Origin of the sequence: Akkermansia sp. JRP_AM1 (genome assembly GCF_049262625.1) — a bacterium.
Lineage (GTDB): Bacteria > Verrucomicrobiota > Verrucomicrobiia > Verrucomicrobiales > Akkermansiaceae > Akkermansia > Akkermansia massiliensis.
In genome coordinates this window covers 3,190,282-3,216,186 of record NZ_CP118234.1, presented here as the reverse complement: position 1 = coordinate 3,216,186, position 25,905 = coordinate 3,190,282, and the positions used below count along the sequence as shown (strand labels likewise).

The following is a 25,905-nucleotide window of genomic DNA, read 5'->3' as shown; positions in this document are numbered from 1 at the left end:
AGCCGTTATTCGTTGTCCGGAGAGGGAGCCGGAGGACTGGAACGCCTGCGTCTTCTACGGTCCTTCTGCCGGCGCATGCGCTGGATGACGCGGGCTCTCGCGGCGCATCGGCCCGTTTGCATTTGTTCCACCGCGTCGCACAGTTCCCTGCGCGCCAGAAAGCGGTTGAGCTCGCGGGACCTGTCCACGTGGCATTTGACGGCGATTCCCGTGGGGATGTGCTTGAGATAAACGCAGTTGTTGGTTTTATTCACCTTCTGGCCGCCGCGCCCGCTTCCGCGGACAAAGCTTTCCTCCAGATCCTGTTCACGGATGCCCAGGGCTTCCATCCGCTCCTGGAGAGCGGCCAGTTTTTCAGGCCTTACCATAACCGGAGCATTGCAGGGTGTTGACGCGCTGCCGGACCGCATGGACCAGCATTTCCCGGCTGGCGGCTGTCATGGAGCGCAGGCTGACCGCGACGGTTGAGCCGTCCGTCAGGCGGAGGTTCAGGCGTCCGCCTTTCCGGTCCGCAGAACGTATCTGCTGCCAGAAGCACCATTGCATGGCGCGGCGCGCCCGCAGGAAGGGCAGGATTTCCACGCCTACCGGGGTGACGATGACGGCCGCGTGCTTCAGGCAGCGGCTCCCCGCAATCAGGCAGAGGACGGCGGGAACAAGCGCCGCAGCCTGCATGGCCCACAGGGGGGCGGGCAGGTACGGGGTGATCGTATCGTAACCCGTGAGCTGGAGGAAGGCGGCGGTGGCGATCAGCAGGAATCCCGCCGCCAGCAGGACGGAGCCCGCGCGGTTGCGGGTGAAGCGCAGCTCCCTTTCCCGGGCGGGAATGTGCCGGATGTCCTCCACGCCCAGCCCGGCTTTGACCGGGCGGGGGGCGGAGGCGGAAGAATGGAGTTCAGGCTCCGGCATAAACGCCCGGGAGGATTTCCTTCGTTTCTTCGGAATCGTTTTCCATCAGCAGCGTGCCCTGGAGAACGGCTCCGTCCTGGAAGTGGAAGCGGCCGCGCAGGGTCAGCTTGTCCAGCCCGATCAGGGAAGGCAGGCCCAGGCTGTCCAGGGAGTCCACCAGCTTGTACAGCTTGGAGTCCAGGTCCACAACGGGAGTTTTTCCTTCCCGTTCCGGAGCCAGGGCCACCTTGCCGTCTTCATCCACGGCGATGGCGTCCGAACGCAGCAGGAGCAGGTCGGACGTGGTCTTGACGGGGAAGAACCGGGAACGCGGAACGTTGACGGCCCTTGCGCCGGGGAAGCACTCGATGCCCGCGCCCATGGCCGTTTCCAGCTGGTACACCGGGGCGGATTCCGGGTCGCGGGGGTTGAGCGTCTTGCTGTTCCGGATCATGGGCAGAGGGAGCACGCCGCCGTTGGCGTCCAGGATTTCCTTGAGGGCGTCCAGGCGTATCCAGAGCGTGTTGGTATTGAAATAGCGGTGCTTGGAGATGTTCTGGAATTCGGGAATGTCCGCATCCGGGCACTGGGCAACTTCCCGCAGGATCAAGTGGCCGTCCGCCTTCCTGACGGCCAGGTGGCCGCCTTTCTTGTCCGCCTCCGTGCGGCGGGTGACTTCCATGACGAAGGGGGCGCCGCTCTCCGCAAACCAGCGCAGGAAGTTCATGTCAAGCTGTGCGCCCAGATTGTCGGAGTTGGAGACGAAGGCGTATTTGACGCCGTCCGCCAGCAGGCGGTCCAGCCAGCCGGAGCCCAGCAGCGCCGGGTACAGGTCACCGTGGCCGGGCGGGCACCATTCCAGTTCCGGCTGTTCCGGGCAACTGGCCGGGGCGAGCCCGTCCGCCAGGATTTTGGGAACGCGGTTCTGCATCAGCTCCACCTGGGCGGGGTCCGCAAAGCCGTCAGACGCGTATTTCTCCAGGTAGGCCAGCGTATCCGCGCTGGTGGAGAAGGAGTTCATCAGCAGAAGGCGCACGGGCGTGCCGGAGATGGAGCGCAGGTGCTTCACCTGCCGGACGATCAAGTCCAGGAACGTATCTTCACCCTTTACCTTCAGCAGGCTTTTCGCCTTCTGGAGGCCCATGCTCGTGCCGAGGCCGCCGTTGAGCTTGATGCACACGCACTGGGAGATCAGGTCCTTGTCCGCCGCGGGGGTGGAGGCCGTGATGTCCTGCCAGTCCTCCACCTGGTCGGCGGGCTGGATGTCCATTTCCGGAATCATGCCGGAGTGGTTGGAGACGAGAGCTTCGTAACAGCGGGAGAAAGCTTTGACGGCTGCGGCCGGAACGCCGGCGGACTCCATCTTTTCTTCAAAAGGAGTGAACGTACTCATTGGCGGCTTTTGTACAAAATGCCCGTTGGAGGCTCAAGCATTATCAGCGTATCCGGCACGTCCGCGCGCCTTTCCCCCTGTGGGGGCCTTCGGCTTGTTTGGAAGCGATCACCCGGATGCGCCGGTAGTCCGCCACCCATTGGGTGCCGTCCCACAGCTCGTCCCGCAGGGCCTTTTCCATTTCCTCGAAAATCCGGACGCGCCGTTTTTCGTGGAGGCACTTCAGGTCCGCCCAGAAGAACTGGCGCGCCCAGTTGCGCAAGCCGTACGGCCCGTCCTTCAGCGGCGTGGGGCGGTCAAAGTCCATTACCACTTCCGGGCGCAGTCCTGCCTGTTCCAGCATGCTGCGGTATTCTTCCACGGTGGGGAAGTAAAAACGTGTCTTGTACGGGAGGTTCATCCGCTCCAGGCTGGGCCGGAAGGCCTCCCTGATGCGGAGGATGTTGCGGTGGGCCCCAAATTCGCAGATCAGTTTTCCCTGCGGTTTCAAGGCGCGGGAGACGGCTTTCAAAAGAGCCCCGTGGTCCGGTATCCAATGGAAGGCGGCATTGGAAAAAATGACGTCAAACCAGTTGTTCCAGGGCATGAGGCAGGCGTCCAGCACGCGGAAGTCCATGCCGGGATAAAGCTGCCGTGCCTTTCCAATCATTTCCGGGGAGGCGTCCAGCCCGACGACGGAGGTCGATTTTTCCAGCAGGGCGTGCGTCAGCGTACCGGTTCCGCAGCCCAGGTCCAGAATGGCCTGGCCGGGGTTTTCCGGCACGTTGGAGAGCAGGTCCCTGCCATATTCCGCGACAAAATCATGCTTGTTTTCGTACAAATCAGCGTTCCAGTCCATCACTGCCCCATCATAGGAGGAAAGGGATTCTTTACAAGAAAGACCCTGTCTTTTTTCAAGGGATTTTCCCGCTGCTGCCGCCAAGGTCCGTTTCTCCGTGCCGTTCCGGGATTCTGCTTGCGTTGGCGGGGTTGAAATGATTAAGATAAGCTTACTATGAAAGCAACAGCCCTGTTCATGGCGGCCTCAGCCCTGGCCGCGGTTTCCGCCGGCGCCTATGACGGATACGGTTATGACCCCCGTCCCGCAAGTTCCTACAATGATACGGTCAGCGGCGCGGCCCACATCGGTTATGATTCCCGGTATGCCTACAAGGACGTGGTGGCATCCTCCCTGCTGAACCGCAGCGGCGTGTTCAACATCGGCGGTGAGCTGAATCTCAACCTGGCCCGGGACTGGAAGCAGGAAATCGGCGCGGAATACATGGCCTTCTGCGACGGCCTGCTGAGCGACAAGGATGCCTTTGACGCCAACTGGAAGGCCGTCAAGGAGCTGTTCCCCAACCTGTCTTTCCGGGGGGGTACGAATTCAATTACGGCGGCCTGCCGGGCTATTTGAGCAAGTACATGGGGAAGGCCCCCCATTCCGTGGCTCAGTCCGTGACGGCAGGCCTGGCGTATGACGATCCGGGCCACGGCTATTTTGGCTCCCTGGACGTGCAGTACGGCTTTTACGGCATGATTGGCTGGCGTATCGACCTGAACGCGGGCAAGCGCTGGAGCGGCCTGATTCATGAGAAGGTGGACCTGGAATTGAGCGCCGGAACCGGCTATTCTTCCAGCTACTGGGGCTCCGGCGTGGCCGGATTTGACCAGGTGAACATCAAGCTGGCGGCTCCCGTGCGCGTAACGGGCGTGGATGCCAGCCGCGGGTTCCGCGTCATTCCCTTCATCCAGCTGGACTGGGCCGGAAACACCCGTTCCGAAATCCGCCGCTACACCGGCATGAGCACGATTGAGGACTTCCGCATCCGCGTGGGCGTGGAAGCCGTTTACCGCTTTTAAACGGAAGCCTCCGCGGCCCTTTCCTCCGGGCGGGGCCGCGGAGGCGTTCCTTTTTCTCCGGAGCCGCCCGGACGGCCTCTAACTCCCTTGAACAATCCCGCCATGTTGAAAATGATTCTGCTGCTGGCCCGGCGCACGTTTATACGGCTGCTGCTGGTGCTGCTTCCCCTGGGCCTCTTTGCGTTCCTGGCGCAGGCTATTCCCCTTTCCCCGCTGCAATCCCTGGTCGTCCTGATTCCGGTGATTGCCTTTGAAGTGTGGCTCGTGGTCAAGTACCTGCTGCCCGTGATGGGCGATCTGGTGACCAAGACGCTGTATTCCTCCAACATCACCACGGATGAGGAAGTGCTGGTGGATGCCGCCCGGCGCATGCTGAATTCCGGGGATCCGCAGGGAGCCCTGGAACTGCTGGAGCGCTACCGGAAGGAAAATTCGGGGCTGGTGCGTTCCTGGCTCATGGAATCCAGCCTGCTGAACGATATGCGCCGGTATGCGGATTCCGTTGAAGTCCTTCAGGAAGGCCTGGAGTCCAGAAGATGGCGCAAGGAGGACCGGGCCCTGTTCCTGTACAAGATAGGAGTGATTTATGATTCCCAGCTCAACAATCCGGACAAGGCCCGGAAATACTGGGAGGAAGCCGCGGACAGGTATCCCAACACGGCTTACGGCCGTTCCGCCCTGGACAAGCTGTAAATAACCCCGTGCTGAAGTAGCGGCATTTGCTATGGAAAGTTTGCCTGGTTAGGGCTGTGTAGCTGACCGGCAGCGCATGGTTTTTCCCGGCTGGCGGAGTGTCTTTGTTCATGCGGCCTGTTATTTTTCACGGAGCGGTTGCTCCAGTAATTTTTTAATGCGTTCCAGAAAAAAGGAAAAAAGAATTTCAGGAAAGCTTCCCTCTTTTTTTCTTTTCAGGTAAAAGTTGTATTTTCAAGCTTCTAGCCAGAGTGAAAGAAGCTTTTTATTGATGAAAATCAATATAATAAACGTTGCATAGCTGAAAGGTTGCATTATACTGATTCCTCTTCAATGATTAAAGGCCGTTCGATTTCGGCAGATGGTTTGAATTTTTTAAAACTGATTGAATATGATGGAATTAAACCATATAAAATATATGGTTCTCTGTAAGCTCCCTTATTATGGGCGGAAAATCATCAATCGGTTTATGAATGGTTTCAGGAGAAGAAGAAACGAATCTTTGGCGTCAAAGCTGGAAGATATCCGCAATCTTCTCATTTACAACCATCCCGTTTCCCAGGTTCCTCCGGCTACGGGCAAACTGAGGCTGCTTCAGGAAGGCAATACCGTTTTGCTGGCTCTTTTTGCGCGGAAGTGCCGGGAAAACGGCCTCCGGTACTGGCTGGATTACGGAACGTTGCTGGGCGCGGTGCGGCACAGGGGCTTTATTCCGTGGGACGATGATCTGGACGCAAGCATGATGAGGCCGGAGTACGACCGCCTTCTGGAACTGCTGCCCTCCCTCTTTCCGCGGGAGGAAGGTTTTACCTGGAAAAGGCATGCCTTCCTGCAAATAGGGTATGAGGGCACTCCTCTCAACATTGACGTATACCCTTATCATTTTTATTCGGAAAGCCTCGTGTCCCCGGAACAGCACGGCAGCCTGGACAGGCGGCTTACTGCGTTTAAAAAAGACGTGGTTCTGGTGGATGGCCGGATGAACATGACCGATGACCAGATCCAGCAGAAAATCCGCCGGGAGATTCTGGAAGGCAAGGACCCGGCGGCGGAGGAGGACACCCCCGGAATTTTCCTTTCCCCGGCCATCACATTTACGAAAAACACTCATCTGCCCTATGAGACGTTCTTTCCCCTGGGATCCATGGAGTTTGAGGGGATGAAATTCTCCGTGCCCAACCATGCGCGCCAGTACCTGCAATTTTTTTATGGCGATTACCTGTCCTATCCGGACCGCATCCAGTTCAAGCACCCTTCCGTAAAGCGCATGATGGAACATGTCCCCTTTGAGACGGCGGTGAACCGTTTCATTGACGTCTACGGAAAGCAGATTGACATATCCCAGTCATGAAAACGGTTATCACCTACGGCACTTTCGACCTGCTTCATACGGGGCACGTCAATCTTCTGAAAAGAGCACGGGCGCTGGGGGACCGCCTTATCGTCGGCGTGACCACAGACAGCTACGACCAGAGCCGGGGCAAGCTGAATGTGCTGGAAAGCCTGGAGGAACGCGTGGAAAATGTCCGGAAGACCGGATTGGCGGACCTTATTATCACGGAGGAGCTGGAAGGGCAGAAGCTGCACGACATCCAGAAGTATGGGGCGGATATTTTCGTGATCGGTTCCGACTGGACGGGCAAGTTCGATTATCTGCGCGAACATTGCGAGGTGGTTTACCTGGAGCGCACGAAGGGCGTTTCTTCAACCGACCTCCGTTCCGCCCGGAATTTCATTGTCCACATGGGAATTGCCGGCCACGGGCGCATAGCGGGCCGTTTTCTCCAGGAGTCCAAGTACGTCAGCGGCATTGAAATAACGGCCGTTTACGGACGCGACGAGGAGAAGGTGCGCCGGTTTGCGGAATCGTATGAACTGCTGGAATATTACACGGAGTATGAACGGTTCCTGGACAAGGTCCATGCCGTTTACGTGGCCGTTCCGCATCATCTGCATTATGAACTGGTCAAAAGAGCCCTCCTGAAAGGAAAGCATGTGCTGTGCGAAAAGCCGCTTGCCCTTTCCCGGGAAGAGGTGGAAGAGCTGTTCCTGCTGGCCGCGGAGAGGGGATGCGTTTTACTGGAAGCGCTGAAAACGGCTTTTTTCCCGGCTTTCCAGCAGTTGATAGGCGTGGCGGAAAGCGGAGTTATCGGTTCCATCAAGGCGGTGGACGCCGCGTTCACCAAATTGATTGAGGATGATTCAAGCAGGGAGTTCGATCCCATGCAGGCCGGGGGGGCGTGGACGGAGCTGGGGGCTTATCCCGTTTTCGTCATCGGAAAGCTGCTGGGGACGGAAAGCCGCCGCATCCGCTTCACGACTTGCAGGAAGCCGGAAACGGGCGTGGACCTTTTTACGCGGGCGGATTTCCTTTATCCCAATGCGGCAGCCTCCGCTACGGTCGCCATCGGAGCCAAGCGGGAGGGGGACCTGTGCGTCACGGGAACGCGCGGCTATATTTACGTGCCCTCCCCGTGGTGGAAGACGGAGATATTTGAGGTGCGTTTTGAAGACCCCCGGCAGAACAGGAAATATTTTATCAGGTTTGAGGGCGACGGCCTTCGCTATGAGCTGGCCGCGTTTTTGCGCCTGATTCACGGCTGCCGTCATGAGTTTTCCCTCATGTCCCGGGATGATTCCCTGTTCATGGCTGACGTGACCTGCCGGTTCCGCGAAGGCGGCGATGTTGAAGAGATCAACTGAACAGGAAAAATGCCGTTCCCGGACCGTTGAACCCGCCTGACGGAATGAGCCGGTGCTTTCCGGGGAGCTGTCCGGTATGAAAGGCCTGTCTTGAACTGCGTTGTCGTCAGCCGTTTTATGATTTTTCCTGCAACGGAGAAAACCTGTCCAGCATGGAAGTGTTCCATTCCACAAAGGAATGGAGCGTGGGCGACGGAACGCCCAGTTTTTCCGCAAGACGACAAATCGGCCCGGTGCCCAGGGGAACGTCTTCCGTAAAGTAGCGGGAGGCGAAGTCCGGCGCCCAGCCCTGTTCCCGGAGGACCATGGGTGCCTTGACTCCGCGGAACGCCGGGATGGAACGGATTTTCCCGGTTAGTTCCGCGGCATTCCGGGATTCATAGTAGTTCAGAACAGGAATGATGTCCCTGCCGATCTCCATGCCGGGACAGCGGGAACAAAGAGCCAGAAGTTCCTGATCTGCTCGGATGTACAGTTCGCTGGCTTCCTCCGTCCATTCTTCATAGAACAGAAATTGCCTGTCGTAGAAGGTTCCTTCCCTGTAATGGCGAAACAGGCTCATGCAGCGGGAGGGGTGCAGAAGGGGATTGGAATTGTTCAGCAGGAAAGGCCATGGGGAGGAAAGGAGTTCCAGCGGAGTATCAAACAGAGTTTCCAGCAATGCGGACCAATGGCCGGCGTCGTTCCCGGGGGCAACCCATATCCTGTTGAGGGGGCGGCTGCCGAGAATAGAGACGGAATGGCCATATTCAAGCGTACGGCAGATCAGGGGAACCTTGTATATTCCCATCAGGCTGACGGAGGAAGTCCATGAGGCGTCTTCCGCCATGTCCATGACGTCCGGAGTGCCCGGCACGATGGCGAGCCCCTGATCACGGCGCAGAAAGGGCTTGATGCGCAGGCATATTTCCCGGATGCCGAAACGGGGGACCGCCACCAGCACAAGGCTGCATTCCTCCAGTATTTCCGGATGATTGCTGATTCGGCCCAGGGGGGGCCGGAGCGCGGTTCCGTCCGGAAAGGAGGCGGAGATGGTTTTATTCCATTGTTCGGGCTTCCGGGTCAGGATATTGACGCGCAGGCCACGGGCCCCCAGCCACCCGGCCATGGCATGGGCCAAGTTGCCGCCGCCGCAGATGCCTATGATGGGCGCAGAAGTAGCGTTCATGAAAAAGCAGTAATGGAGAAGGATGAAAAAAGGGAGGTTTCCGCCAGCGTGGTCAGATGGAAAGCGGTTCCGAAGCGGCTTCCGCGTGCATGGCGCGTACCAGGGCGTCGTTATCTGCCTTGTTCCTGACGGCGATGCGGATGAATTCCCTACCCTCAAAGCCCTTTTTCCGGCTGCAATCCTTGATCAGGATGGAGTGGTTTTTCAACAGGAGGCCCGTGAGGGTACGGGCTTTCATGGGCGGCATTACCTCGCACATGAAGTAGTTGGCCTGGGAGGGGAGGACGTTCAGGAAGGGAACGCGGGAGAGTTCCTGCATGAAGCGGTCCCTTTCCTCCATGAACCGGCGGCATGCGCGCACGTAGGATTGTTCATATTTCCCGAAGATCTGCATGTAAAATTCGGCAATGGAATTAATGTTCCAGATGGAAACGTCCTTTTTTATCCATGCAATCAGCTTTTTGTCTGCAGAGGCCAGAACCCCCAGGCGGAGGCCTGGAACGCCGTAGGACTTTGAAATGCTTTTAACCACCGCCAAATGGGGGTACTCCTCAAGGAGGGTGTCCCGGAGCAACGTGTTGTCCGGCATGCCTTCAGAGAAATCCACAAAGGATTCATCCACAATCAGGCGAATGCCGCGCTCCTTCGTCCACAGGCAGAGGCGCAGCACGTCGGCCTTCGGGAGGAAGAAGCCGGAAGGATTGCCCGGATTGACAAGGAGCAGGGTGCTGATGTCCTTGCCGGAAAAGAATTCCATCAGGTCGTCCGCCGTGTAGCTGAAATTCCAGGAAGCGGGATGGAAGGGCACCACCATATCCGGGGCCGCCCGGTTGGGATATTCCTCAAAGGTGGGGTAGACGACGCCCATTTTCCCTTCCATGCGGGACATGAGCGCCTTGATGAGTTCCGCCGCGCCATTGCCGATGCAGATGTATTCCTGGCTGACGCCGAAGTATTTTGCGGCCAGCAGGCTGTTGACCCTCATGCCGGACGGGTATTCCCGCACCAGGTGCTCAAAGTTCGCCTTGAGTTCGGACATGAGGCGCTTGTTGGGGAAGTATGGATTGACCAGGTAGCAGAAATCCCTGATGCGTGGGTAGCGCCAGTAGCCGCCGTACCGGGACTCCATCAGGCGCAGGTGTTCCTCCCGGTCTGGTGTGAACATGGAAGCCGCTATGTCCAGATCCTGGATGTCGTCTATTTCATACCATGCTTCGCTGCCGAGACGCAGGGCCTTGATTTCCGGTTTGTCCAGCAGGGCGATGACCCGCAGCACCTGCTCGTAATATTCGTTGTTGCCCAGGGCTTTGCTGTAAGCGGTGAGGAAGGGGACGTAGTGGGTACGGGAGAAATCCCTGTTGAATTTGTAAATGTTGACGGTCTTGAAGTATTCCGTTTTTTTCTTATAGGAGAATTTGCTGCCGGGAATGAATTGCTTGATGTTGTCGTCTTCATCCAGCGTGACGACGGTGCCGTCCATCCAGCTTTCAAATTTGGCGACGAGGGCCAGGCTGGGATAGGGATGGTGGAGCAGGGCGTCAATGACGGAGTCTTCAAAAATCAGGTCGGATTCAAAGAGCAGCGTATCGTCCTGAAGCAGGTGCTCCTTGGCCAGGTAAAGGGAATAAATGTTATTGGTGGCGGCATAAAGGGGATTGTCCACGTATTCCACGGGCGTGGAAATGTCCAGAAGAGAGATGAAGGATTTAAGTTTTGCTCCCTTGTATCCCGTGACGACGACGATTTTCTCCAGGGAAGGGGAAAGGTTGTCCAGTTGCCTCAGCATTCGCTCAATCAGCGTTACCCCGTTCACTTGAATCATGCATTTGGTGTTGTCCTGGGTGAGATGCCCCAGTCTTTTTCCCATTCCGGCCGCTAAAATGATCGCCTGCATAAATACTCTAATTTGTCTTCAGAACTTAAAAAGAACTAAGAACAATGTTTAACGGATTGATCATCCGTTAAACGGATCGCCATCTCCATTTGAAGTTAAATCAATGAAAAGCGGGAAAATAGGGAAGGAAAATGAATTACGTACTTTTCCTTTTTCACCAATGTACTTTCCATTAACATGTTTTTGCAGAAATTTTTACTTTGACGGCGGATGATCAATCCGCATGCTATGGAAGTTGGGGAAAAGAGAATTGAGGGTTTTTTTCAAAAGCTGCATCTTGGAGAAAATGGTTTTAATATACGGAAATGGTTGTTTTTCATTAAAAAGCCGCATTGTTTTTCATTGACTTATGGTATCCGGTGGATAAGGTCCGTTTCAGGACCCCCCCGTTGTTCGCTTACGGAAAGATTGATATTTTCCCGTATTCACTGCCTAGATTTGCCCACCATGAGATTGCCTTCGTTCATCACTGCCGGAAGAACCGGAAAGCTAATGAAAAATAAACATCTGTGGGTGACGGAAGTACGCTGCTGCGGCCTGACGGTGCTTTCTTCAATCACGGATAGAAAGAAGCGTACCATCAGGTTGTTCGGCATTCCCTGCGCCCGGTTCAGGGTGGGGAAGGAAAATGAGCATGCACAGATGAGAAAGCTGGTGAAGTCCACCGTCCGGGCGGAGGAAGTTCCGGCGGCGTCCGGCGTGCTGAGGGTTGTGCAGCAGGCCATGGCATTTTTTTTGAAGGAAGTGGGCAGTATTCTTGAAGAAAACGGCTACCAGTACTGGCTGGATTTCGGGACCCTTCTGGGGGCGGTCAGGCATAAGGGGTTTATTCCCTGGGATGATGATCTGGATATTTCCATGCTGCGAAGCGACTATGAACGACTGAGGGCGGGCGCTGCCGAGTTGTTTGGTTCCCGCGGCTTTTCCGTCAGCCTGGAGCCGTTTATCCAGATTGGGCTGCCGGGCACCTTGTGCAATGTGGACATTTTCCCGTACGATGTTGCTCCCGGCTCCTGGTCTCCGGATGATCCGGAGGAGCGGGAATGGATGCTGCGTAATTACAAGGCTTCTAAGCTGATTGATTATGAAGCTAACACGTCGCGCCGTTACCAAACGCTGTGTTCTTATGAGGATAAAATGAAGATCAGGGATGAGTTGGTGATGGAAGGGAAGGAGCCTGTGGAGGATGGAAACGTCTGTCTGGGTTTTGAAATTCCCTTTGCCGGACCGTGCCGCCATTCCTTCCGTCATGAATGGATGTTTCCCCTGTCCAGCGTCCTGTTTGAAGGAAAGACTTTTCCCGGGCCCCGGGTGCCTGAAATGGTTTTATACGGGCAATATGGAGACTGGGGTGTCCTTCCTGATTCGCCGCCTGTGCATTTTGACCTGAACCGGATTTCCAAGGAAGTGCTGCTCAGGATGCTGTACATGCGGGATACCGGGCGTTTGCCGGAATGTGACTAGGGGCGCATGGGAGGAGCTGCGTGGTTCCGGCGTTCCGCCGTGGCGTATTCTCCGGAAAGAAGGTGTTCCTGACGCTGCGGGCGCAGGACATGCGCGGGGAGGCCCGGAAGAACGTCTTTCTCCTTGACCCTGCTGATTGGGGCGGAGTATCATCGGATAATGAGAAGACCCCCGATTCCCGGTTTGGTGATGGCGGACGGCTGGCTCCAGCCGTATTCCCGCCAGATACGCGACCGCCAGCGTTTGTTTGACCTGAAAATGAAAAGGATCAGCCAGCGTTCCGGCTCTCTGGAGGGGTATGCGCAGGGGTACCGCTATTACGGCTTCAACCGTGATCCGGAGACGGGGGCATGGACGTACCGGGAATGGGCGCCCGCCGCCCGCGGACTGTTCCTGGCGGGGGATTTCAACGGCTGGGACCGGGAGAGCCACCCGCTGGTGCGGAATGAGCGCGGCGTGTGGGAGATAACGCTGCCGCCTGACGCGCTGGCCCACGGGCAGAAGGTGAAGGTGCACGTGATCGGCGCGGACGGCACGGGGAAGGACCGTATTCCCGCGTGGATCACCAGGGCCGTGCAGGACCCCGCCACTTATGATTTTGCCGGGGAGATATGGATGCCGGAGCACCCCTATGAATGGAGGAACAACGGCTTTGACCCTTCCCGGATAGAGGTGCCGTTCGTTTACGAGGCGCATGTGGGCATGGGCGGGGAAGAGCAGCGCGTGCATACGTACCGGGAGTTTGCGGATGAAGTTCTCCCCCGCATTTCCAAACTGGGCTACAATACCGTCCAGTTGATGGCCGTCCAGGAGCATCCCTATTATGGCTCCTTCGGCTATCACGTTTCCTCCTTTTTCGCTCCTTCCTCCCGTTTCGGCACGCCGGAGGATCTGAAGTACCTGATTGACCAGGCGCACGGCCTGAACATCGCCGTGCTGCTGGATGTGGTGCATTCCCATGCCGTGAAGAATGAGGCGGAAGGTCTGAATAATTTTGACGGTTCCGGAGGCATGTATTTCCTGCCCGGGGAGCGCGGCCATCATCCGGACTGGGATTCCTGCTGCTTTGACTATGGGCGGGACGAGGTGATTGAGTTCCTGCTGTCCAATGTCCGCTGGTGGCTGGAGGAGTTCCGCTTTGACGGGTTCCGCTTTGACGGCGTGACGTCCATGCTGTATTTCCACCGGGGCCACGAGCCGTTCGGGGATTTGGGCGCGTACTTCGGGCCGTCCGTGGACCTGGACGCCGTGGCTTATTTGCAGCTGGCCTCCACGCTGATCCAGCGGGTAAGACCGGGCGCCGTCGCGATTGCGGAGGACATGTCCGGCATGCCGGGGCTGTGCCGCCCGGTGGATGAAGGGGGCCTGGGCTTTTCCCATCGGCTGGCCATGGGCATTCCCGATTACTGGATCAAGCTGCTCAAGGAGAAGAAGGACGAGGAATGGAGCATGGGCGACATGTGGCATACGCTGACCAACAGGCGTTACGGCGAGCCGCACGTGGCTTACTGCGAGAGCCATGACCAGGCCCTGGTGGGGGACAAGACCCTGGCGTTCCGCCTGATGGATGCGGAGATGTACTGGAAGATGGCCGTGGACCAGCAGAGCCTTGTTGTTGACCGCGGCATGGCGCTGCACAAGATGATCCGCCTGGTGACGCTGGCTACCGGGGGGAAGGCTGGCTGAATTTCATGGGCAACGAGTTCGGGCATCCGGAATGGATTGATTTTCCGCGTGAAGGCAACGGCTGGTCTTACGAGCACTGCCGCCGCCAGTGGTCCCTGGTGGATAATCCGTCCCTCAGGTTCAAGTTCCTGAATGCCTTTGACCAGGCCATGGTCCGCCTGGCCCTGGATGCACGGCTGCTGAACAATCCGCCGCCGTTCCCGCTGAATATTGACGAAAACAACCAGGTCATGGCGTTCCACCGCGGCGGCCTGCTGTTTGTGTTCAACTGGTCCGGAGACAGGGCGATCATGGATTACGTGCTGCCCGCTCCCCAGAAGGGGGAATGGAGGGTCGTGCTGGATACGGACGGCGCCCGCTTCGGCGGCTTTGGAAGGCAGGACGATTCCATGCCGCATTTTACGGATGAAGACGGGAATCTTTCCCTGTACCTGCTGCCGCGTACGGCCCTGGTCCTGAAAAGGGTGGGTTCCGCCGTCATGGCCCGGCACCTGGGGCAGGAGGAAGGATAGCCATTACCGCGAAAAACCGGCGTATCAAGGCCGGATGCGGAGAGGACCCAAAGGGGGCGCGCGGCACGTGCCGCGCGCGTCAGGGAAGGAATGGAGCCGTGCCCGGGGAGAGGCATGGCCGGGAGGCCGTTACCACTGTGCGGGCAGTTCCCTCAGGGGCGGCGCTCCGGAGTCCGCCTTTTTCAGGCGAATGGTCAGGGTGTCCGTCTTGAAGTCTTTTGACTTTTCGTTGTTGCGGCCCCACAGGATGGCCCCCTGCGTGGTCATCTCCGGATAAAAGGTTTTTTCCGTGGAAAGGAAGCCGGGCTTGTCCGCCGCCACGTGCACGGACTTGTGCCTGTTCAGGGAGAGCGTGACGGGTGCCTGCCCCGCATAGTCTCCGTTCACGCGCAGGCTGGCCCCGGAAGGGACACTGCGGATAGTGATGTCCCTGGAAGAGCTGCTGCATGAGAGGCACGCGCAACAGGCCGCGGAGAGAAGGAAGAGATGCGGGAGAAGGCCGTGGGTCATCATACCGGAAAAATCAATGGTGTTCCACCATGTTCATGGCGGCCTGCTTGATTTGGGCGGCCATGGAGTTGAGGGCGTTCGCCCTGGTGGGCGCCAGATGGTCCTTCAGGCCGGTCCTGTCCAGCTTGGACATGTCCGCTTTCAGGATTTCTTCCGGGGAAGGCCGGAGAGCAGCCGGATGAAGACGGCAATGAGGCCCTTGGTGATGAGGGAGTCGCTGTCCGCGTAGAGCTTCAGCACGCCCTTGTCCGGCTCCGTGTACAGCCACACGCGGGACTGGCAGCCCTTGATGAGGGAGTCCTCCGTCTTGTGGGCTTCGTCCAGCTTTGGAAGCTTCTTGCCCAGGCTGATGATGTATTCGTAGCGTTCCGTCCAGTCCTGGAACAGGTCCAGTTCATCCAGCAGGTCTTGCAGGCGTTCTTCGTAGTTCATGGCTCGGATTTTGGTGGGAAAGGCCGGTTATGCCCGGTTGGCGTCCGCCAGCGTGGCGAGAACGGCTTTCTGGGCGTGGACCCTGTTTTCCGCTTCACGGAAGATGACGGGGGCGAAGTGTTCCAGCACGTCTTCCGTGATTTCCTTGCCGCGGTAGGCGGGCAGGCAGTGGAAGGCGGAGTGGTTGGGGGCGGCGTGTTCCAGCAGCTCCCTGTTCACCTGGTAGGGGTAGAAGTGTTTTTCCTTGGACAGGCCTTCCGCTTCCTGGCCCATGGAGAGCCAGACGTCCGTGTTGATGACGGAGGCTCCCTTCACGGCTTCCACGGGGTCCGTGGTGAAGATGACGTTCTCGCAGTCCAGATGCTTGCGGAAGTCTTCCAGCGGCAGGTAGTTGGTCGGCGCGCCGATGGCGAGCGTGAAGCCCAGCCGCTTGGCCGCCCACATCCAGGAGCGGGACATGTTGTTGTCCCCGTCCCCTACGAAGGCGATCTTCATGTCCTTCCAGGAGCCGGGGCCGTAAATTTCCTCAATGGTGAGCAGGTCCGCCAGGATCTGGCAGGGGTGTTCCTCGTCCGTCAGGGCATTGATGGTGGGAATGCCGGAGAAGCCGGCGAATTCCTCCACTTCCTGCTGGCCGTAAGTCCGGATGGCGGCCCCGTGGATCATGCGGCCCAGCACGCGGGCCGTGTCCTTGATGGGTTCTCCGCGCCCGAGCTGGATGTCATGGACGGAAAGGAACATGGGGCGTCCGCCCAGTTCGCTGATGCCCACTTCAAAGGAAACGCGGGTGCGGGTGGAGGATTTGGAGAAAATAAGCGCCCAGGTCTGGCCTTTCAGGGGCAGGCGTTCGTGATGGCCGCGTTCCGCCTTGAGCTTGTGGCCCAGCGCGAGCAGGTCCTTGATTTCGTCTCCGGTAAGCTGTTCGATGGAAAGAAGGTTTTTCATGATATTGTAAAGAGAATGGAGAAAGGGAATAAAAACAGGAAAGCCGCACCATACTCCCTGTTTCCTTAAAAGAAAAGGGAATAATGCGGCTTTCCGGGGAGGGGTGGAGATGCCTTTACAGCCTGGCCGCCGCCTGGTCCGGCCACGGCACGGGGAGCCTTCCCGGGCTCCGGCGGGGTTGTCTTTCTTGTAGGTGGGCATCTGGGCCTTGCGGTCCTTGAGCAGGGCGGTCATGGTTTTTGCCATGGCTTTCACGCGGTCCGGATGCCGTTCCGCCAGGTTGTGCTCCTCGCTGATGTCTTCCTTGATGTTGAAGAGTTCGAACTTCTGGGTGGGGTGCCAGTAAATCAGCTTCCAGTCCCCCTGGCGCATGGCCGTGCTGGGGGAATAAAGCGAGTTGTTGCCGTTCCCCTCCCCCCAGACGTTGGGCGTATGGAAGAGCAGGGGGCGGTTGGGGTTCATTTTGCCGCCCTTCAGCAGGGTGACGAAGCTTTTGCCATCCACGACCTGCGGAGCCTGGATTTTTTTGGCTCCCGCCATTTCCAGAATGGTCGGGAAGAAGTCTTCAATGATGACGGGAGTGGTGCAGACGCTTTCCGGCTTGGTGACTCCGGGCCAGTAAACGATCATCGGCTCCCGGATGCCGCCTTCCCGGTTGGAGCCCTTGCCGAAGCTCAGCGGGTAGTTGGATTCCTTGTTGCCCATGCGCCCGCTGATGGCGAGGCCGCCGTTGTCCGCCATGAAGATGATGACGGTGTTTTTATCCAGATTGTTCTTTTCCAGGTACTGCCGGATGTCGCCCAGGCTCTTGTCCATCCCCTGGATCAGGGCGGAGTAGCGTTTTTCGTTATCGGACCAGTTGTGGCCGTCGTTCGGGTTGGAGTAGTCTTCCGCAAAGCGCTTGTCATAGCCGCGCATGTCGAAGGGGGCGTGGATGGCGTAATGGGACATGTACAGGTAGAAGGGCTTGTCCGCCTCCTTGGGGTTGTTCCTGATGGCGTCCAGGCGTTTCAGCACCTCCTGCGTCAGGGCCTCTGTCAGGAAGACGTCGTTTTCATAATAGTTGTTCTCATCCAGGCCGCGGACGTGGAAGTTACCCGTGCCGTATTTCTGGGAGCCCCGGTAGTCCGCCGGGCCGCCGATTTCCGTGCCGGCGATGTTGTAGTCAAAGCCGAAGAGTTTGGGATTGGCCCCCGGGGTATTTTTGGAGCCAAAGTGGGCCTTCCCGCAGTGGATGGTGGTATAGCCCTGTTTTTTGAGCAGGGCGGGCAGCCCCAGCACCGGGGTAAAGGGCTTTTCCATCTTGTACTGGATTTTCTCTTCCGTCAGGGGGAGAAGGGTGGTGCCGGAAGATTTGGTGCCCAGCGGCTGCACGCCGTTGATGCTCCAGTCCGCAGGAGCTTTGAGCGCCTTGTGGCCGGCATCCGTGGTCTGGTCCCGCAGGAGCGTCCAGTTGGTGACGCGGTGCCGGGCGGAGTTCATGCCGGAGATGAGGCTGCACCGGCTGGGGGAACAGATGGGCTGCGCATAGGCGTTCGTGAAGACCATGCCCTGCTTGCCCAGGGCCTCCATGTTGGGCGTGCGGTAGCGCTTGTTCAGGAAGGTGGGCTTGGGCGTGCCGTCCGCTTCCCTCCAGAAGGGCAGGGATGTATCCTGCCAGCCCATGTCGTCCACCAGGAAAAGGATGATGTTGGGGCGCTTCTGGGCTTCCGCGCGGGGCGCGTTTGAGGGTGCTGCGGAAGCGGACAGGGCGCTTCCCAGCAGGAACGGGATGAGAGAAAATGCAATGCGGAAAGTTTTCATGATAAAAAGACCAGTACTCATATAACGCATGAAACGGGCTATTCTGTCAAGGATTCGTGTTCCCGCGGCAGTTTGCCGGGGATAAGAGCCGTTTTTTCCGGTACGGCATGCGCCGGAAGGGAAGGCCTTATTCAAACAGGGCCGGATAGGATTTCCGTGCCAGAGCCGTGCTCAGGTCCACGATGGTCCTGCTGTTGGGCGCCTGAAGCGCCTTCTGCGCCATGTCCCGGCACTGGCCGTAGTCCAGGTTGCGGATGGCGTACCGGATGATGGGGACCAGATGCACGCCCACGGACATGGAGGTGGCGCCCAGCCCGATCAGCAGGGGAAGCAGGGTGATGTCCCCCGCCATTTCCCCGCAGATGGCCGTGGGGACGTTTTCCCGTTCTCCGGCGGTGATCGTCATGCCGATGATGCGCACCACGGCGGGGTGCGTGGGGCGGAACATGTTGGCGACGCGGTTGTTGACCCTGTCCACGGCGATGGTGTACTGCGTGAGGTCGTTCGTGCCTACGGAGAAGAAGTCCACCTCCCGGGCGAGCACGTCCGTCATGATGGCGGCGCTGGGCACTTCAATCATGATGCCCACCTTCAGGTCCCGCGCGTAGGGAACGTTTTTCTTTTCCAGTTCCTCCCGGCATTCCTGAAGGATGTGCTTGGCGGTGACCACCTCCGTATAGCCGGAGATCATCGGGAACATGATGCCGCAGCCGGGCGTGTCCGCGCAGGCGCGGAGAATGGCGCGGAGCTGCTGCTTGAAGAGCTCCGGACGGCTGAGGGAGACGCGGATGCCGCGCCAGCCCAGGAAGGGATTAGGTTCCGGCGTACAGAGCCGTTCGCACGGCAGCTTGTCGCCGCCGGAGTCCAGCGTGCGGAAGATGACGCCGTGGGGCGCGCAGCCTTCCGCCAGCTTCTTGTAGTAGCGTGTCTGTTCCTCCTCGTCCGGCATGCCGGCTGGATTGCCCAGCAGGAAGAATTCCGTGCGGAAGAGTCCCACGCCTTCCGCCCCCACCTCCTTGATGCCGGAGTATTCATGGGGGAATTCCACGTTGACGGAAAGGCGGATGTTGCGGCCGTCCCTGGTGATGGTAGGCAGGTCCCGCAGCGCTTCCAGCGCCTTGTAGGCCTTTTCCTTTTCCACCTGGAGGCGGTTGTAGTACTCCACCGTCTCCTGCGTGGGCTTCAGGATGAGCACTCCCTTGTAGCCGTCCAGGATGGCGGGGGCGTGGCTTTCCACCCGCAGGAGGGCCTGGTCCAGTCCAACGACGGCGGGAATGCCCATGGAGCGGGCGAGGATGGCGGTGTGGGAAACGGAGGAGCCTATTTCCGTGGCAAAGCCGTGAATCAGGCTGGCGTCCATGGCCGCCGTGTCGGAAGGGGTCAGGTCATAGGCCACCAGCACCTGGGCTTCCTCCGCCTCTTCCTCGTCTTCCAGGGGTTCCGTGCTGCGGAGGTTGTTGATGACCCGCTGCATGACGTCCTCCATGTCCGCGGTCTTGGCGCGCAGGTAGGGGTCGTCCACGCGGCGCAGGACTTCCATGTAGTTCTGCATGACCACATAAAAGATGTGCTCCACGTTCTGGAGGCGCTTGAGCAGCTCCGTCTGAACCTGCTGGAGGATGACCTTGTCCTGAAGAAGAAGGATGTGGGCGTCAAAGATGGAGGCGTCCTTTTCCCCGGATATCTGGATCATGCGCTCACGCAGCGTCCGGATCTGATCCGCGGTGGTTTGCAGCGCCTGGTGGAAGCGCACCAATTCGGCATCCACCTCCTCCGGGGAAATTTCATACGCCACGGGTTCCTTGGAACCGCTGATTTGAATTTTGATTTTGCCCAGGGCGATGCCGGGGGAAACGGGAATGCCCTGAAGCCAGGTTTCTTCCGTGGAAATGGGTTCCTGAATCATCTGCGGGCTTGATGGCCCGGTCTCATATGGCCGTGAGCCGGAGTGTTCAATCTTCTTCAAACTTGCGGGAAATCAGGTCTTCCAGCGCGTTCAACGCTTCCTGCTCATCCTTTCCTTCCGCCGTGATGGTGATCTTGGAGCCGTGGCCTACCGCCAGCATCATCAAGCCCAGAATACTCTTTCCATCAACTTCCTCGCCATCCTTCTCCACGACAATGTCTGCATCAAATTTACTGGCCAGTTTGACGAATTGAGCAGCCGGACGCGCGTGAATGCCGAGTTTGTTGATGATGGTGAGTTCCTTGGTAACCATGGAATTTGAAGTAAGGGGTGATAACGGTTGCTAGAACGGTAAGTACACTAATTGAAGTTTTTTTCCAAGAGTTTTTTGTCAGTCCTGGTTTTCAGGGGGCTGGAAGTTTGACATGAGGCGGCGGTTGAACTCCCCGGCCATGTCGATGCCCATGTCCTTGAGATGGTAGTCCATGGCGGCCACTTCCACCAGGCGGGCGATGTCCCTGCCGGGGGCTACGGAGAGCTGCACGTGGAGCACTTTTTCCCCGAGAACGTCCAGGCCCTCCCTTTCCAGCCCCAGCCTGTCCAGCGCTTCCTGGTCCTTGGCGGGAATGAGGGTGACGATGAGGTCCAGCCGCTTGTTGTGGCGGATGGATTTGAGGCCGAAGAGGGTGGTGATGTTGACGATGCCCAGCCCGCGCACTTCCATGAAGCCGCGGCTCATCTCCGGCGCGCTGGCCACCAGTTCTCCGCCCACGTTGCGCACGTACACCATGTCGTCCGCCACTAGGGCCGCCCCGCGTTCAATCAGGCCCAGGGCCGTTTCACTCTTGCCCACGCCGCTCTTGCCGCGGATGAGGACGCCCACGCCGCGCACGTCCACCATGCAGCCGTGCAGGGTGAGGCTTTCCGCGAATTCGTTTTCCAGAATGATAGTGGCGGAGTTGACGAATTTCATGGTCACCAGGCTCGTGCGGAAGACGCAGACGCCGGCCTCGTCCGCCAGCTCCACGATTTCCTGGGGCGGGTCCTGGTCACGGGAGAAGACGATGCCCGGCACCTCGCACCGGAACATGCGCTGGATGCGGGATTTGCGCATGCCCTCCGGCAGTTTTTGAAGGTAGGCCAGCTCCGCGGAGCCGAAGACCTGGATACGCTTGTTGGCAAAGTAGGAGTAAAAGCCGGCGATCGCCAGCCCGGGGCGGTTGAGGGCGGGTTCGCAAATGTGGCGGCTGAGGCCGGCGGGGCTGTTGATGAGCTCCAGTTGGAGGGCTTCCTTGTATTTGCCGTAAAATTTGGACAGGGTGACGAAATCCACTTTCTTCACTTTGGATTTGCTGAACATAATCCTATATAAAGGAACAAATCTCGCGCGAGGGCAATCAAATATTGTTCCCGGACCCGCGGGCAAGCCTCATTTTTTTGAAAAAAGGCCCGTTCCGGCGCGGAATGCCACACTTTACCGGTTGATTTGAAGCCTCAGGCGTGGTCTGATGGCGCCATGAACAGACTGGATCAATTGGCAACCTTGTTGAGATTCCCCAGCATTTCCGCCCAGAAGGAACACGCCCAGGACGTGAGCGACTGCGCGGACTGGCTGGTGGACAAGCTGTCCGGCATGGGGCTGGAAGCCGCGGCCCACAAGACGCGCCTCCATCCCATTGTGATGGCCCGCAGCCCGCGGGAGGAAGGCAAGCCAACCGTGCTGATTTACGGCCATTATGACGTGCAGCCCGTGGACCCGGTTGAGCTGTGGGAGTCCGACCCGTTTGAACCGGAAGTGCGGGACGGGAAGATTTACGCCCGCGGCGCCACGGATAACAAGGGGCAGTTGTTCGCCCATATTCTGGGCGTGGAGGAATTGCTCCGCCAGAACGGCGGCCACCTTCCGGTGAACGTGATCTTCCTGCTGGAAGGGGAGGAGGAAGTGGGCAGCGGCAGTCTTTCCCAATTCATCAAGGACCACAGGGACGAACTGGCCTGCGACGTGATTGTGGTTTCCGATACCGGGATGGCCGCTCCGGACACACCGACGTTTTCCTATGGCCTGCGCGGCCTGGCCGGGGCGGAAATTATCGTGAAGGGCCCTTCCGCGGACCTTCATTCCGGCGTGTTCGGCGGCGCGGTAGCCAACCCCATTGCGGCCCTGGCGGAAATAATCACTTCCTTCCATGACGAGGACGGCCGCGTGGCCGTGAGAGGTTTTTACGATGGCGTGGAACCCATCGCCACGTGGGAGCGCAGCATGTGGGCCACCGTGCCCGGCATGAGCAATGAAGAGCTGGCGAAGCTGACGGGCGTGGAAACCGTGGTGACGGAATCGGGCTTCACCGGGGCGGAATGCATTTTCGCCCGTCCTACGCTGGAAATCAACGGCATCGGAGGCGGCTACCAGGGAGAGGGAAGCAAGACGATCATTCCCAGCCATGCCTTTGCCAAGATTTCCTGCCGCCTGGTTCCCGGCCAGCAGCCGGAAAAGATTGAAACGCTGCTGGAAGAACATGTGAAGAGCCATGTCCCCAGGGGCGTCACGGTGGAATTCAAGCGGGGCCACGGCGGAAACGCCTACGTGTGCGACCCGAATTCCGAGTTCGGCCTGGCTGCCCAGCAGGCGCTGGAAGAGGCCTTTGGCCGCAAGCCCGTGCTGGTGAGGGAGGGCGGCAGCATCCCGATCATTGAGGAAATGAAGCGCGTGCTGGGAGCGGACGCCCTGATGCTGGGCATGTGCCTGCCGGATGCGCGCATCCACTCCCCCAATGAAAACTTCCCGGTGGACCTGTTCTCCAAGGGAATCGACATGAGCCAGATTCTTCTGCGCCGCCTGGGGCAGATCAAGCATTGACCGCGTTCTTATGGACCAGCCTGCCGCCGCTGAAATCGTCAACCTGCACAAGACCTTCAAGACAGGTCTTGGCAAGCCCGTGGTGCATGCCGTGCGGGGGATAGACATGAGCATCCGGCAGGGAGAGGTATACGGCCTCATTGGTCCGAACGGCTCCGGCAAGTCCACCCTGATGAAGGCCCTGCTGGGGCTGGTGAGGCCCACGGAGGGGTCGTGCGCCATCTTCGGCAAATCCAGCCTGTCCCCGGACAGCAAGGAGGAGGTAGGCTTTCTGCCGGAAAACCCCTACTTCTACAAATTCCTGACAGGGGCGGAAACCGTCTCCTTTTACGGCAAGCTGTGCGGCCTGAGCGGCAAATCCCTGAAAGAGAAAGTCCGTGAACTGCTGGACCTGGTGGGGCTGGCCGACGCGGCGGACAGGCGGCTGGGCGGCTATTCCAAGGGAATGCTCCAGCGCGTCGGCATGGCGCAGGCTCTGGTTCAGTCTCCGCGCCTGCTGGTGCTGGACGAACCGACCGCCGGCGTAGACCCCCTCGGTTCCCGCGACATCCGGAACATTATTGAGAACCTGAAGGCGCGCGGCCTAACCGTTTTCCTGTGCTCCCACCTGCTGGAACAGGTTCAGGAGGTTTGCGACCGGGTGGGCGTCATCTTTAAAGGGCTGCTCATTGCGGAGGGTTCCATGAACGAGCTGACACGGGATTCCGACAAGCAGGAAATCCTGCTGGAGCATGCCTCCCCGGAGCTGCTGGAACAGTTGCAGGAGCTGGTGAGGGAAGACGGCCGCGCCGCATGGCTGGAAGCCGGACACCCGCGCAACTCATTGGAAAGCGTATTTTTAAAGAGCCTGTTGGAATGGAAGGAAAAGCACCCCAATCCGGAACCGTGAGCGGTCCGGCGGCTTCCAAGAGGGAAGTGCGCCGCATGATACGTGAAAGGATAGGCGGATTGGACGCCGCCGCCCGGGAAGCCATGTCCCGTTCCATCTGCCGCCATGTGGCGGCGCTGGTACGGGAAAAGAATTTCCGGCGCGTGGCTGTTTTTGCCGCCAGGCCGGGGGAAGTGGATTTGCTGCCCCTGCTGGACATGCTGCCGGACCGGGAATGGTACTTCCCGCTGGTGCATGAGGGAAGGACGCTGAGCTTCCACCGCGTATGCCACCACGGGGAGTTTGTGACGGGCTGCTGGGACATTCGCGAACCCGGCCCGGGTTGCCCGGAACTGCATGCGGGAGAAATGGATTTGATTGTTCTGCCGGGAGCCGCGTTTACGCGGGACGGCAAGCGGCTGGGGTACGGCGGTGGATTTTATGATACGCTGCTGGCGGGACCGGCTGCGGGAGTTTCCCTGGCGGGAGTCTGCTTCCCCTGCCAGCTTCTGGACGACCTGCCCATGGAAGCCCATGACAGGCATGTGGACATGGTGATTACGCCGGACGCGGAGTGATGCTTGATGGAAAGCGGGTGCGTTTCCGCGGCAGGGAACAGGAAGCCGCGTCTCCGGACGAAAAGGAAAGGGGCTAGATGCGGAACCGGTGTTTCTGCACGGTCAGTTTATAGAACAGGTCGTAGCGGGCATTCAGCAGGGGCTGGAGATGTTCCACGCCGCCGGCCACCTGGCCGCGGATGTCCGCGTACAGTTTGCGGTAATCGGAAAGGCCGCTGACCATGGCTTCATACAGGGGCGTCCGCAGGCCGCATTCTACGGCAATGTGCATTTCCGCCGCCGCGGCTACAATCTGGCGCGACAGCCGGAACTGCATCCAGGCCAGCCCCAGGTTGCCGCCCACCCAGACGGCCAGGGCCGCGGCTACGCAGGCAAACCCCGCCGCATGTTCTCCGAAGCACCCCAGCAGGGCTCCCAGAATCACCAGGATGAGCATCAGCTTGATTTCCGTTCTCATCACGTCCTCCTGGTCCAGAAACAGCTTGCTGAGGCACGGCTTGATGCCGAAATCCTTCAGGGGCATGTAAATGGAACGGCCCAGGCGCTCCTTGTACACCTCCAGGTCCGCCTGGAGCCGCGCGGCGGGAAAATCGCCTATGTCGCAGTCCCACTGTTCCTTCACGCGGGGGCGCACATGGTTCCAGTGCGTCTGGCAGATGTTCAGGAATTCCTTGTTGTAATACGCGTGCCGTTCCTCAATGCCGGACTTGACCAGCTCATAAAACCATTCGTCAATGACGGGAGGAAGCTTGTGCAGGATCATCGTGCGCCGGATGGAAAGGAAGCGCCCCATCTGCCGGGCCGATTTTTTCCCCAGCCGCGGCACGCAGTCCTGTACGTACTGGGCGTACGCCTTGAGCCGTGCGGGCATTTCATCCTCCATCTGGAGCTGGATGCGGTCTATCTCCCGGTCAATGGAGGTCAGGAAGCCGGAATCCATCTTGGAAAGGCGGTGCAGTTCATTGAGCACCTTTCCCTGTTCTTCCAGCAGGCGGTCCGTAGCCAGCAGCAGGCGTTCCACGCGCTTGTCCGTCAGCGGGCTGCGTTTCAGCACCTCCTGCACGCATGTTCTCAGCGCTTCCACGCCTTCCCCAGCCTGCTCCCCGGCGGTCGTGACGGGGTACAGGGGAAGTTGCACGCCCAGGCGTTCGCGGGAGGTGGAGCGCAATTCCTCTTTCAGGGACTGGAGCTGGTCAAAGGATAGCAGCTCCGCGTGGGTGATGACGAGCACCATGCGGGAATGGAGCCGTTCCTCCAGCGTCCGGAGGTAGTCCCATAAAGGGGGCTGGTTGCCGTCCCTGGCGGAAATGACCACAAGAATGGCGTCCGATTTGGGGACGATGTGTTTCAGCTTCCGGGGGGCGTCCTCCTGTTCCAGGCCGATGGTGTCCCAGAACTCAAGGTTCAGCAGGGCGTCCGACGGGTAAAAAAGGTCCAGCACCCATTCATGGGTGTGGGGAGCGGGGTGGGGCCTGTACTGCCAGCGGACCAGTGTGGCTTCGCTGGAAACGCGGGAACAGAACCGTTCTCCGGCCAGGGCGTCCAGCGTGGAAGACTTGCCGGAACCCGTCATGCCGATCACGGTGACGTTCTGCGGAGAGCAGCATTCCGCCAGGGCTTCCTCCACGTTTTCCTGGGAGTCAAAATGACGGTCCGGGCCAATGCGGGCGGAAAATGCCGCGGCGGCATCCGCTACGTCCCGCACCGCATGCGGAATCACGTTTTTTCCTCCTGTCAGCATGGGGTGTTGAAATCAAGGCTCC

The 25,905-nt window shown here is 59.0% G+C and carries 23 protein-coding genes and 1 pseudogene; 11 read left to right on the top strand and 13 right to left on the bottom strand.

From position 1 onward, the window contains the following. Positions 1–5: 5 nt before the first annotated feature. From PVA48_RS15530 to PVA48_RS15515, 4 genes are read right to left on the bottom strand one after another with little or no spacing between them, the layout of a single operon-like run. Positions 6–368, bottom strand: coding sequence for a peptide chain release factor family protein (locus PVA48_RS15530; RefSeq protein WP_022398086.1), 363 nt, complete (start codon positions 366–368; stop codon positions 6–8). Further along, positions 355–909: a hypothetical protein gene (locus PVA48_RS15525; protein WP_102728404.1), complete on the bottom strand. Its 555-nt coding sequence runs from the start codon at positions 907–909 to the stop codon at positions 355–357. Before PVA48_RS15525 ends, PVA48_RS15530 begins: the two co-directional genes overlap by 14 nt. Beyond that, on the bottom strand, positions 896–2,281 hold the full coding sequence (locus tag PVA48_RS15520) for a UTP--glucose-1-phosphate uridylyltransferase (RefSeq protein ID WP_102721732.1): 1,386 nt from the start codon (positions 2,279–2,281) through the stop codon (positions 896–898). Before PVA48_RS15520 ends, PVA48_RS15525 begins: the two co-directional genes overlap by 14 nt. A 43-nt stretch (positions 2,282–2,324) precedes the next feature. Beyond that, positions 2,325–3,119 (bottom strand): methyltransferase domain-containing protein, encoded by a 795-nt coding sequence (locus PVA48_RS15515; RefSeq protein WP_102728405.1) that lies wholly within the window; start codon positions 3,117–3,119, stop codon positions 2,325–2,327. 156 nt (positions 3,120–3,275) lie between these two features. On the opposite strand from PVA48_RS15515, the gene PVA48_RS15510 reads away from it, so the two are divergent. The 5 genes from PVA48_RS15510 (at position 3,276) to PVA48_RS15490 (ending at position 7,519) form a co-directional block, all read left to right on the top strand. Continuing rightward, positions 3,276–3,677, top strand: coding sequence for a hypothetical protein (locus PVA48_RS15510; protein ID WP_309557076.1), 402 nt, complete (start codon positions 3,276–3,278; stop codon positions 3,675–3,677). Between the two features lie 8 nt (positions 3,678–3,685). After that, positions 3,686–4,123, top strand: coding sequence for a hypothetical protein (locus tag PVA48_RS15505; RefSeq protein ID WP_309557077.1), 438 nt, complete (start codon positions 3,686–3,688; stop codon positions 4,121–4,123). Between the two features lie 102 nt (positions 4,124–4,225). Beyond that, positions 4,226–4,816, top strand: coding sequence for a tetratricopeptide repeat protein (locus tag PVA48_RS15500; RefSeq protein WP_102721729.1), 591 nt, complete (start codon positions 4,226–4,228; stop codon positions 4,814–4,816). A gap of 469 nt (positions 4,817–5,285) precedes the next feature. Further along, entirely contained in the window at positions 5,286–6,167 is an 882-nt protein-coding gene (locus PVA48_RS15495) for a LicD family protein (RefSeq protein ID WP_180972985.1), read from the top strand. Next, the gene (locus PVA48_RS15490; protein ID WP_102728406.1) at positions 6,164–7,519 is read left to right on the top strand and encodes a Gfo/Idh/MocA family oxidoreductase; all 1,356 of its coding nucleotides are present in this window, start codon (positions 6,164–6,166) and stop codon (positions 7,517–7,519) included. The genes PVA48_RS15495 and PVA48_RS15490 overlap by 4 nt, the downstream gene beginning before the upstream one ends. A 115-nt stretch (positions 7,520–7,634) precedes the next feature. Here PVA48_RS15490 and PVA48_RS15485 read toward each other — a convergent pair whose 3' ends face one another. Then, a complete protein-coding gene (locus PVA48_RS15485) occupies positions 7,635–8,687 on the bottom strand; it encodes an NAD/NADP-dependent octopine/nopaline dehydrogenase family protein (protein WP_102728407.1) in 1,053 nt (350 codons plus the stop codon). A 52-nt stretch (positions 8,688–8,739) separates the two neighbouring features. Beyond that, entirely contained in the window at positions 8,740–10,581 is a 1,842-nt protein-coding gene (locus PVA48_RS15480; protein WP_102728408.1) for an aminotransferase class I/II-fold pyridoxal phosphate-dependent enzyme, read from the bottom strand. A 492-nt stretch (positions 10,582–11,073) separates the two neighbouring features. Here PVA48_RS15480 and PVA48_RS15475 point away from each other — a divergent pair, with 492 nt between their 5' ends. From PVA48_RS15475 to PVA48_RS15465, 3 genes are all read left to right on the top strand, one after another. Further along, on the top strand, positions 11,074–12,045 hold the full coding sequence (locus PVA48_RS15475) for a LicD family protein (protein WP_275539874.1): 972 nt from the start codon (positions 11,074–11,076) through the stop codon (positions 12,043–12,045). Between the two features lie 159 nt (positions 12,046–12,204). Then, the gene (locus PVA48_RS15470; protein WP_423232026.1) at positions 12,205–13,731 is read left to right on the top strand and encodes an alpha-amylase family glycosyl hydrolase; all 1,527 of its coding nucleotides are present in this window, start codon (positions 12,205–12,207) and stop codon (positions 13,729–13,731) included. A 5-nt stretch (positions 13,732–13,736) separates the two neighbouring features. After that, positions 13,737–14,243, top strand: coding sequence for an alpha amylase C-terminal domain-containing protein (locus tag PVA48_RS15465; protein ID WP_419526191.1), 507 nt, complete (start codon positions 13,737–13,739; stop codon positions 14,241–14,243). Between the two features lie 129 nt (positions 14,244–14,372). Here the strand turns inward: PVA48_RS15465 and PVA48_RS15460 are convergent, their stop codons facing one another. The 6 genes and pseudogenes from PVA48_RS15460 to hprK form a co-directional block, all read right to left on the bottom strand. Continuing rightward, a complete protein-coding gene (locus PVA48_RS15460) occupies positions 14,373–14,756 on the bottom strand; it encodes a PEGA domain-containing protein (protein ID WP_102727506.1) in 384 nt (127 codons plus the stop codon). A 10-nt stretch (positions 14,757–14,766) separates the two neighbouring features. After that, positions 14,767–15,185, bottom strand: a pseudogene (locus tag PVA48_RS15455) (SufE family protein). A gap of 27 nt (positions 15,186–15,212) precedes the next feature. After that, positions 15,213–17,933 (bottom strand): ornithine carbamoyltransferase, encoded by a 2,721-nt coding sequence (argF, locus tag PVA48_RS15450; protein WP_423232025.1) that lies wholly within the window; start codon positions 17,931–17,933, stop codon positions 15,213–15,215. Positions 17,934–18,060: 127 nt separating this feature from the next. Further along, positions 18,061–19,839 carry a phosphoenolpyruvate--protein phosphotransferase gene (ptsP, locus tag PVA48_RS15445; RefSeq protein ID WP_022398069.1) on the bottom strand — a complete coding sequence of 593 codons (1,779 nt, stop codon included), beginning with the start codon at positions 19,837–19,839 and terminating at the stop codon, positions 18,061–18,063. 46 nt (positions 19,840–19,885) lie between these two features. After that, positions 19,886–20,152, bottom strand: a complete 267-nt coding sequence (locus tag PVA48_RS15440) for an HPr family phosphocarrier protein (protein WP_022197994.1) — start codon at positions 20,150–20,152, stop codon at positions 19,886–19,888. Positions 20,153–20,230: 78 nt separating this feature from the next. Beyond that, positions 20,231–21,181, bottom strand: a complete 951-nt coding sequence (hprK, locus tag PVA48_RS15435; RefSeq protein ID WP_423232024.1) for an HPr(Ser) kinase/phosphatase — start codon at positions 21,179–21,181, stop codon at positions 20,231–20,233. A 174-nt stretch (positions 21,182–21,355) separates the two neighbouring features. Between hprK and PVA48_RS15430 the strand changes: the two genes are divergently transcribed. The 3 genes from PVA48_RS15430 to PVA48_RS15420 are packed head-to-tail and all read left to right on the top strand — an operon-like array spanning position 21,356 to position 24,142. Then, entirely contained in the window at positions 21,356–22,696 is a 1,341-nt protein-coding gene (locus PVA48_RS15430) for a dipeptidase (protein WP_022398067.1), read from the top strand. Positions 22,697–22,706: 10 nt separating this feature from the next. Further along, the gene (locus PVA48_RS15425; RefSeq protein WP_022398066.1) at positions 22,707–23,585 is read left to right on the top strand and encodes an ABC transporter ATP-binding protein; all 879 of its coding nucleotides are present in this window, start codon (positions 22,707–22,709) and stop codon (positions 23,583–23,585) included. Further along, positions 23,582–24,142 (top strand): 5-formyltetrahydrofolate cyclo-ligase, encoded by a 561-nt coding sequence (locus PVA48_RS15420; RefSeq protein WP_180975182.1) that lies wholly within the window; start codon positions 23,582–23,584, stop codon positions 24,140–24,142. Before PVA48_RS15425 ends, PVA48_RS15420 begins: the two co-directional genes overlap by 4 nt. A 73-nt stretch (positions 24,143–24,215) precedes the next feature. Here the strand turns inward: PVA48_RS15420 and PVA48_RS15415 are convergent, their stop codons facing one another. Further along, a complete protein-coding gene (locus tag PVA48_RS15415) occupies positions 24,216–25,883 on the bottom strand; it encodes a GTPase family protein (RefSeq protein ID WP_102728411.1) in 1,668 nt (555 codons plus the stop codon). Between the last annotated feature and the right edge of the window lie 22 nt (positions 25,884–25,905).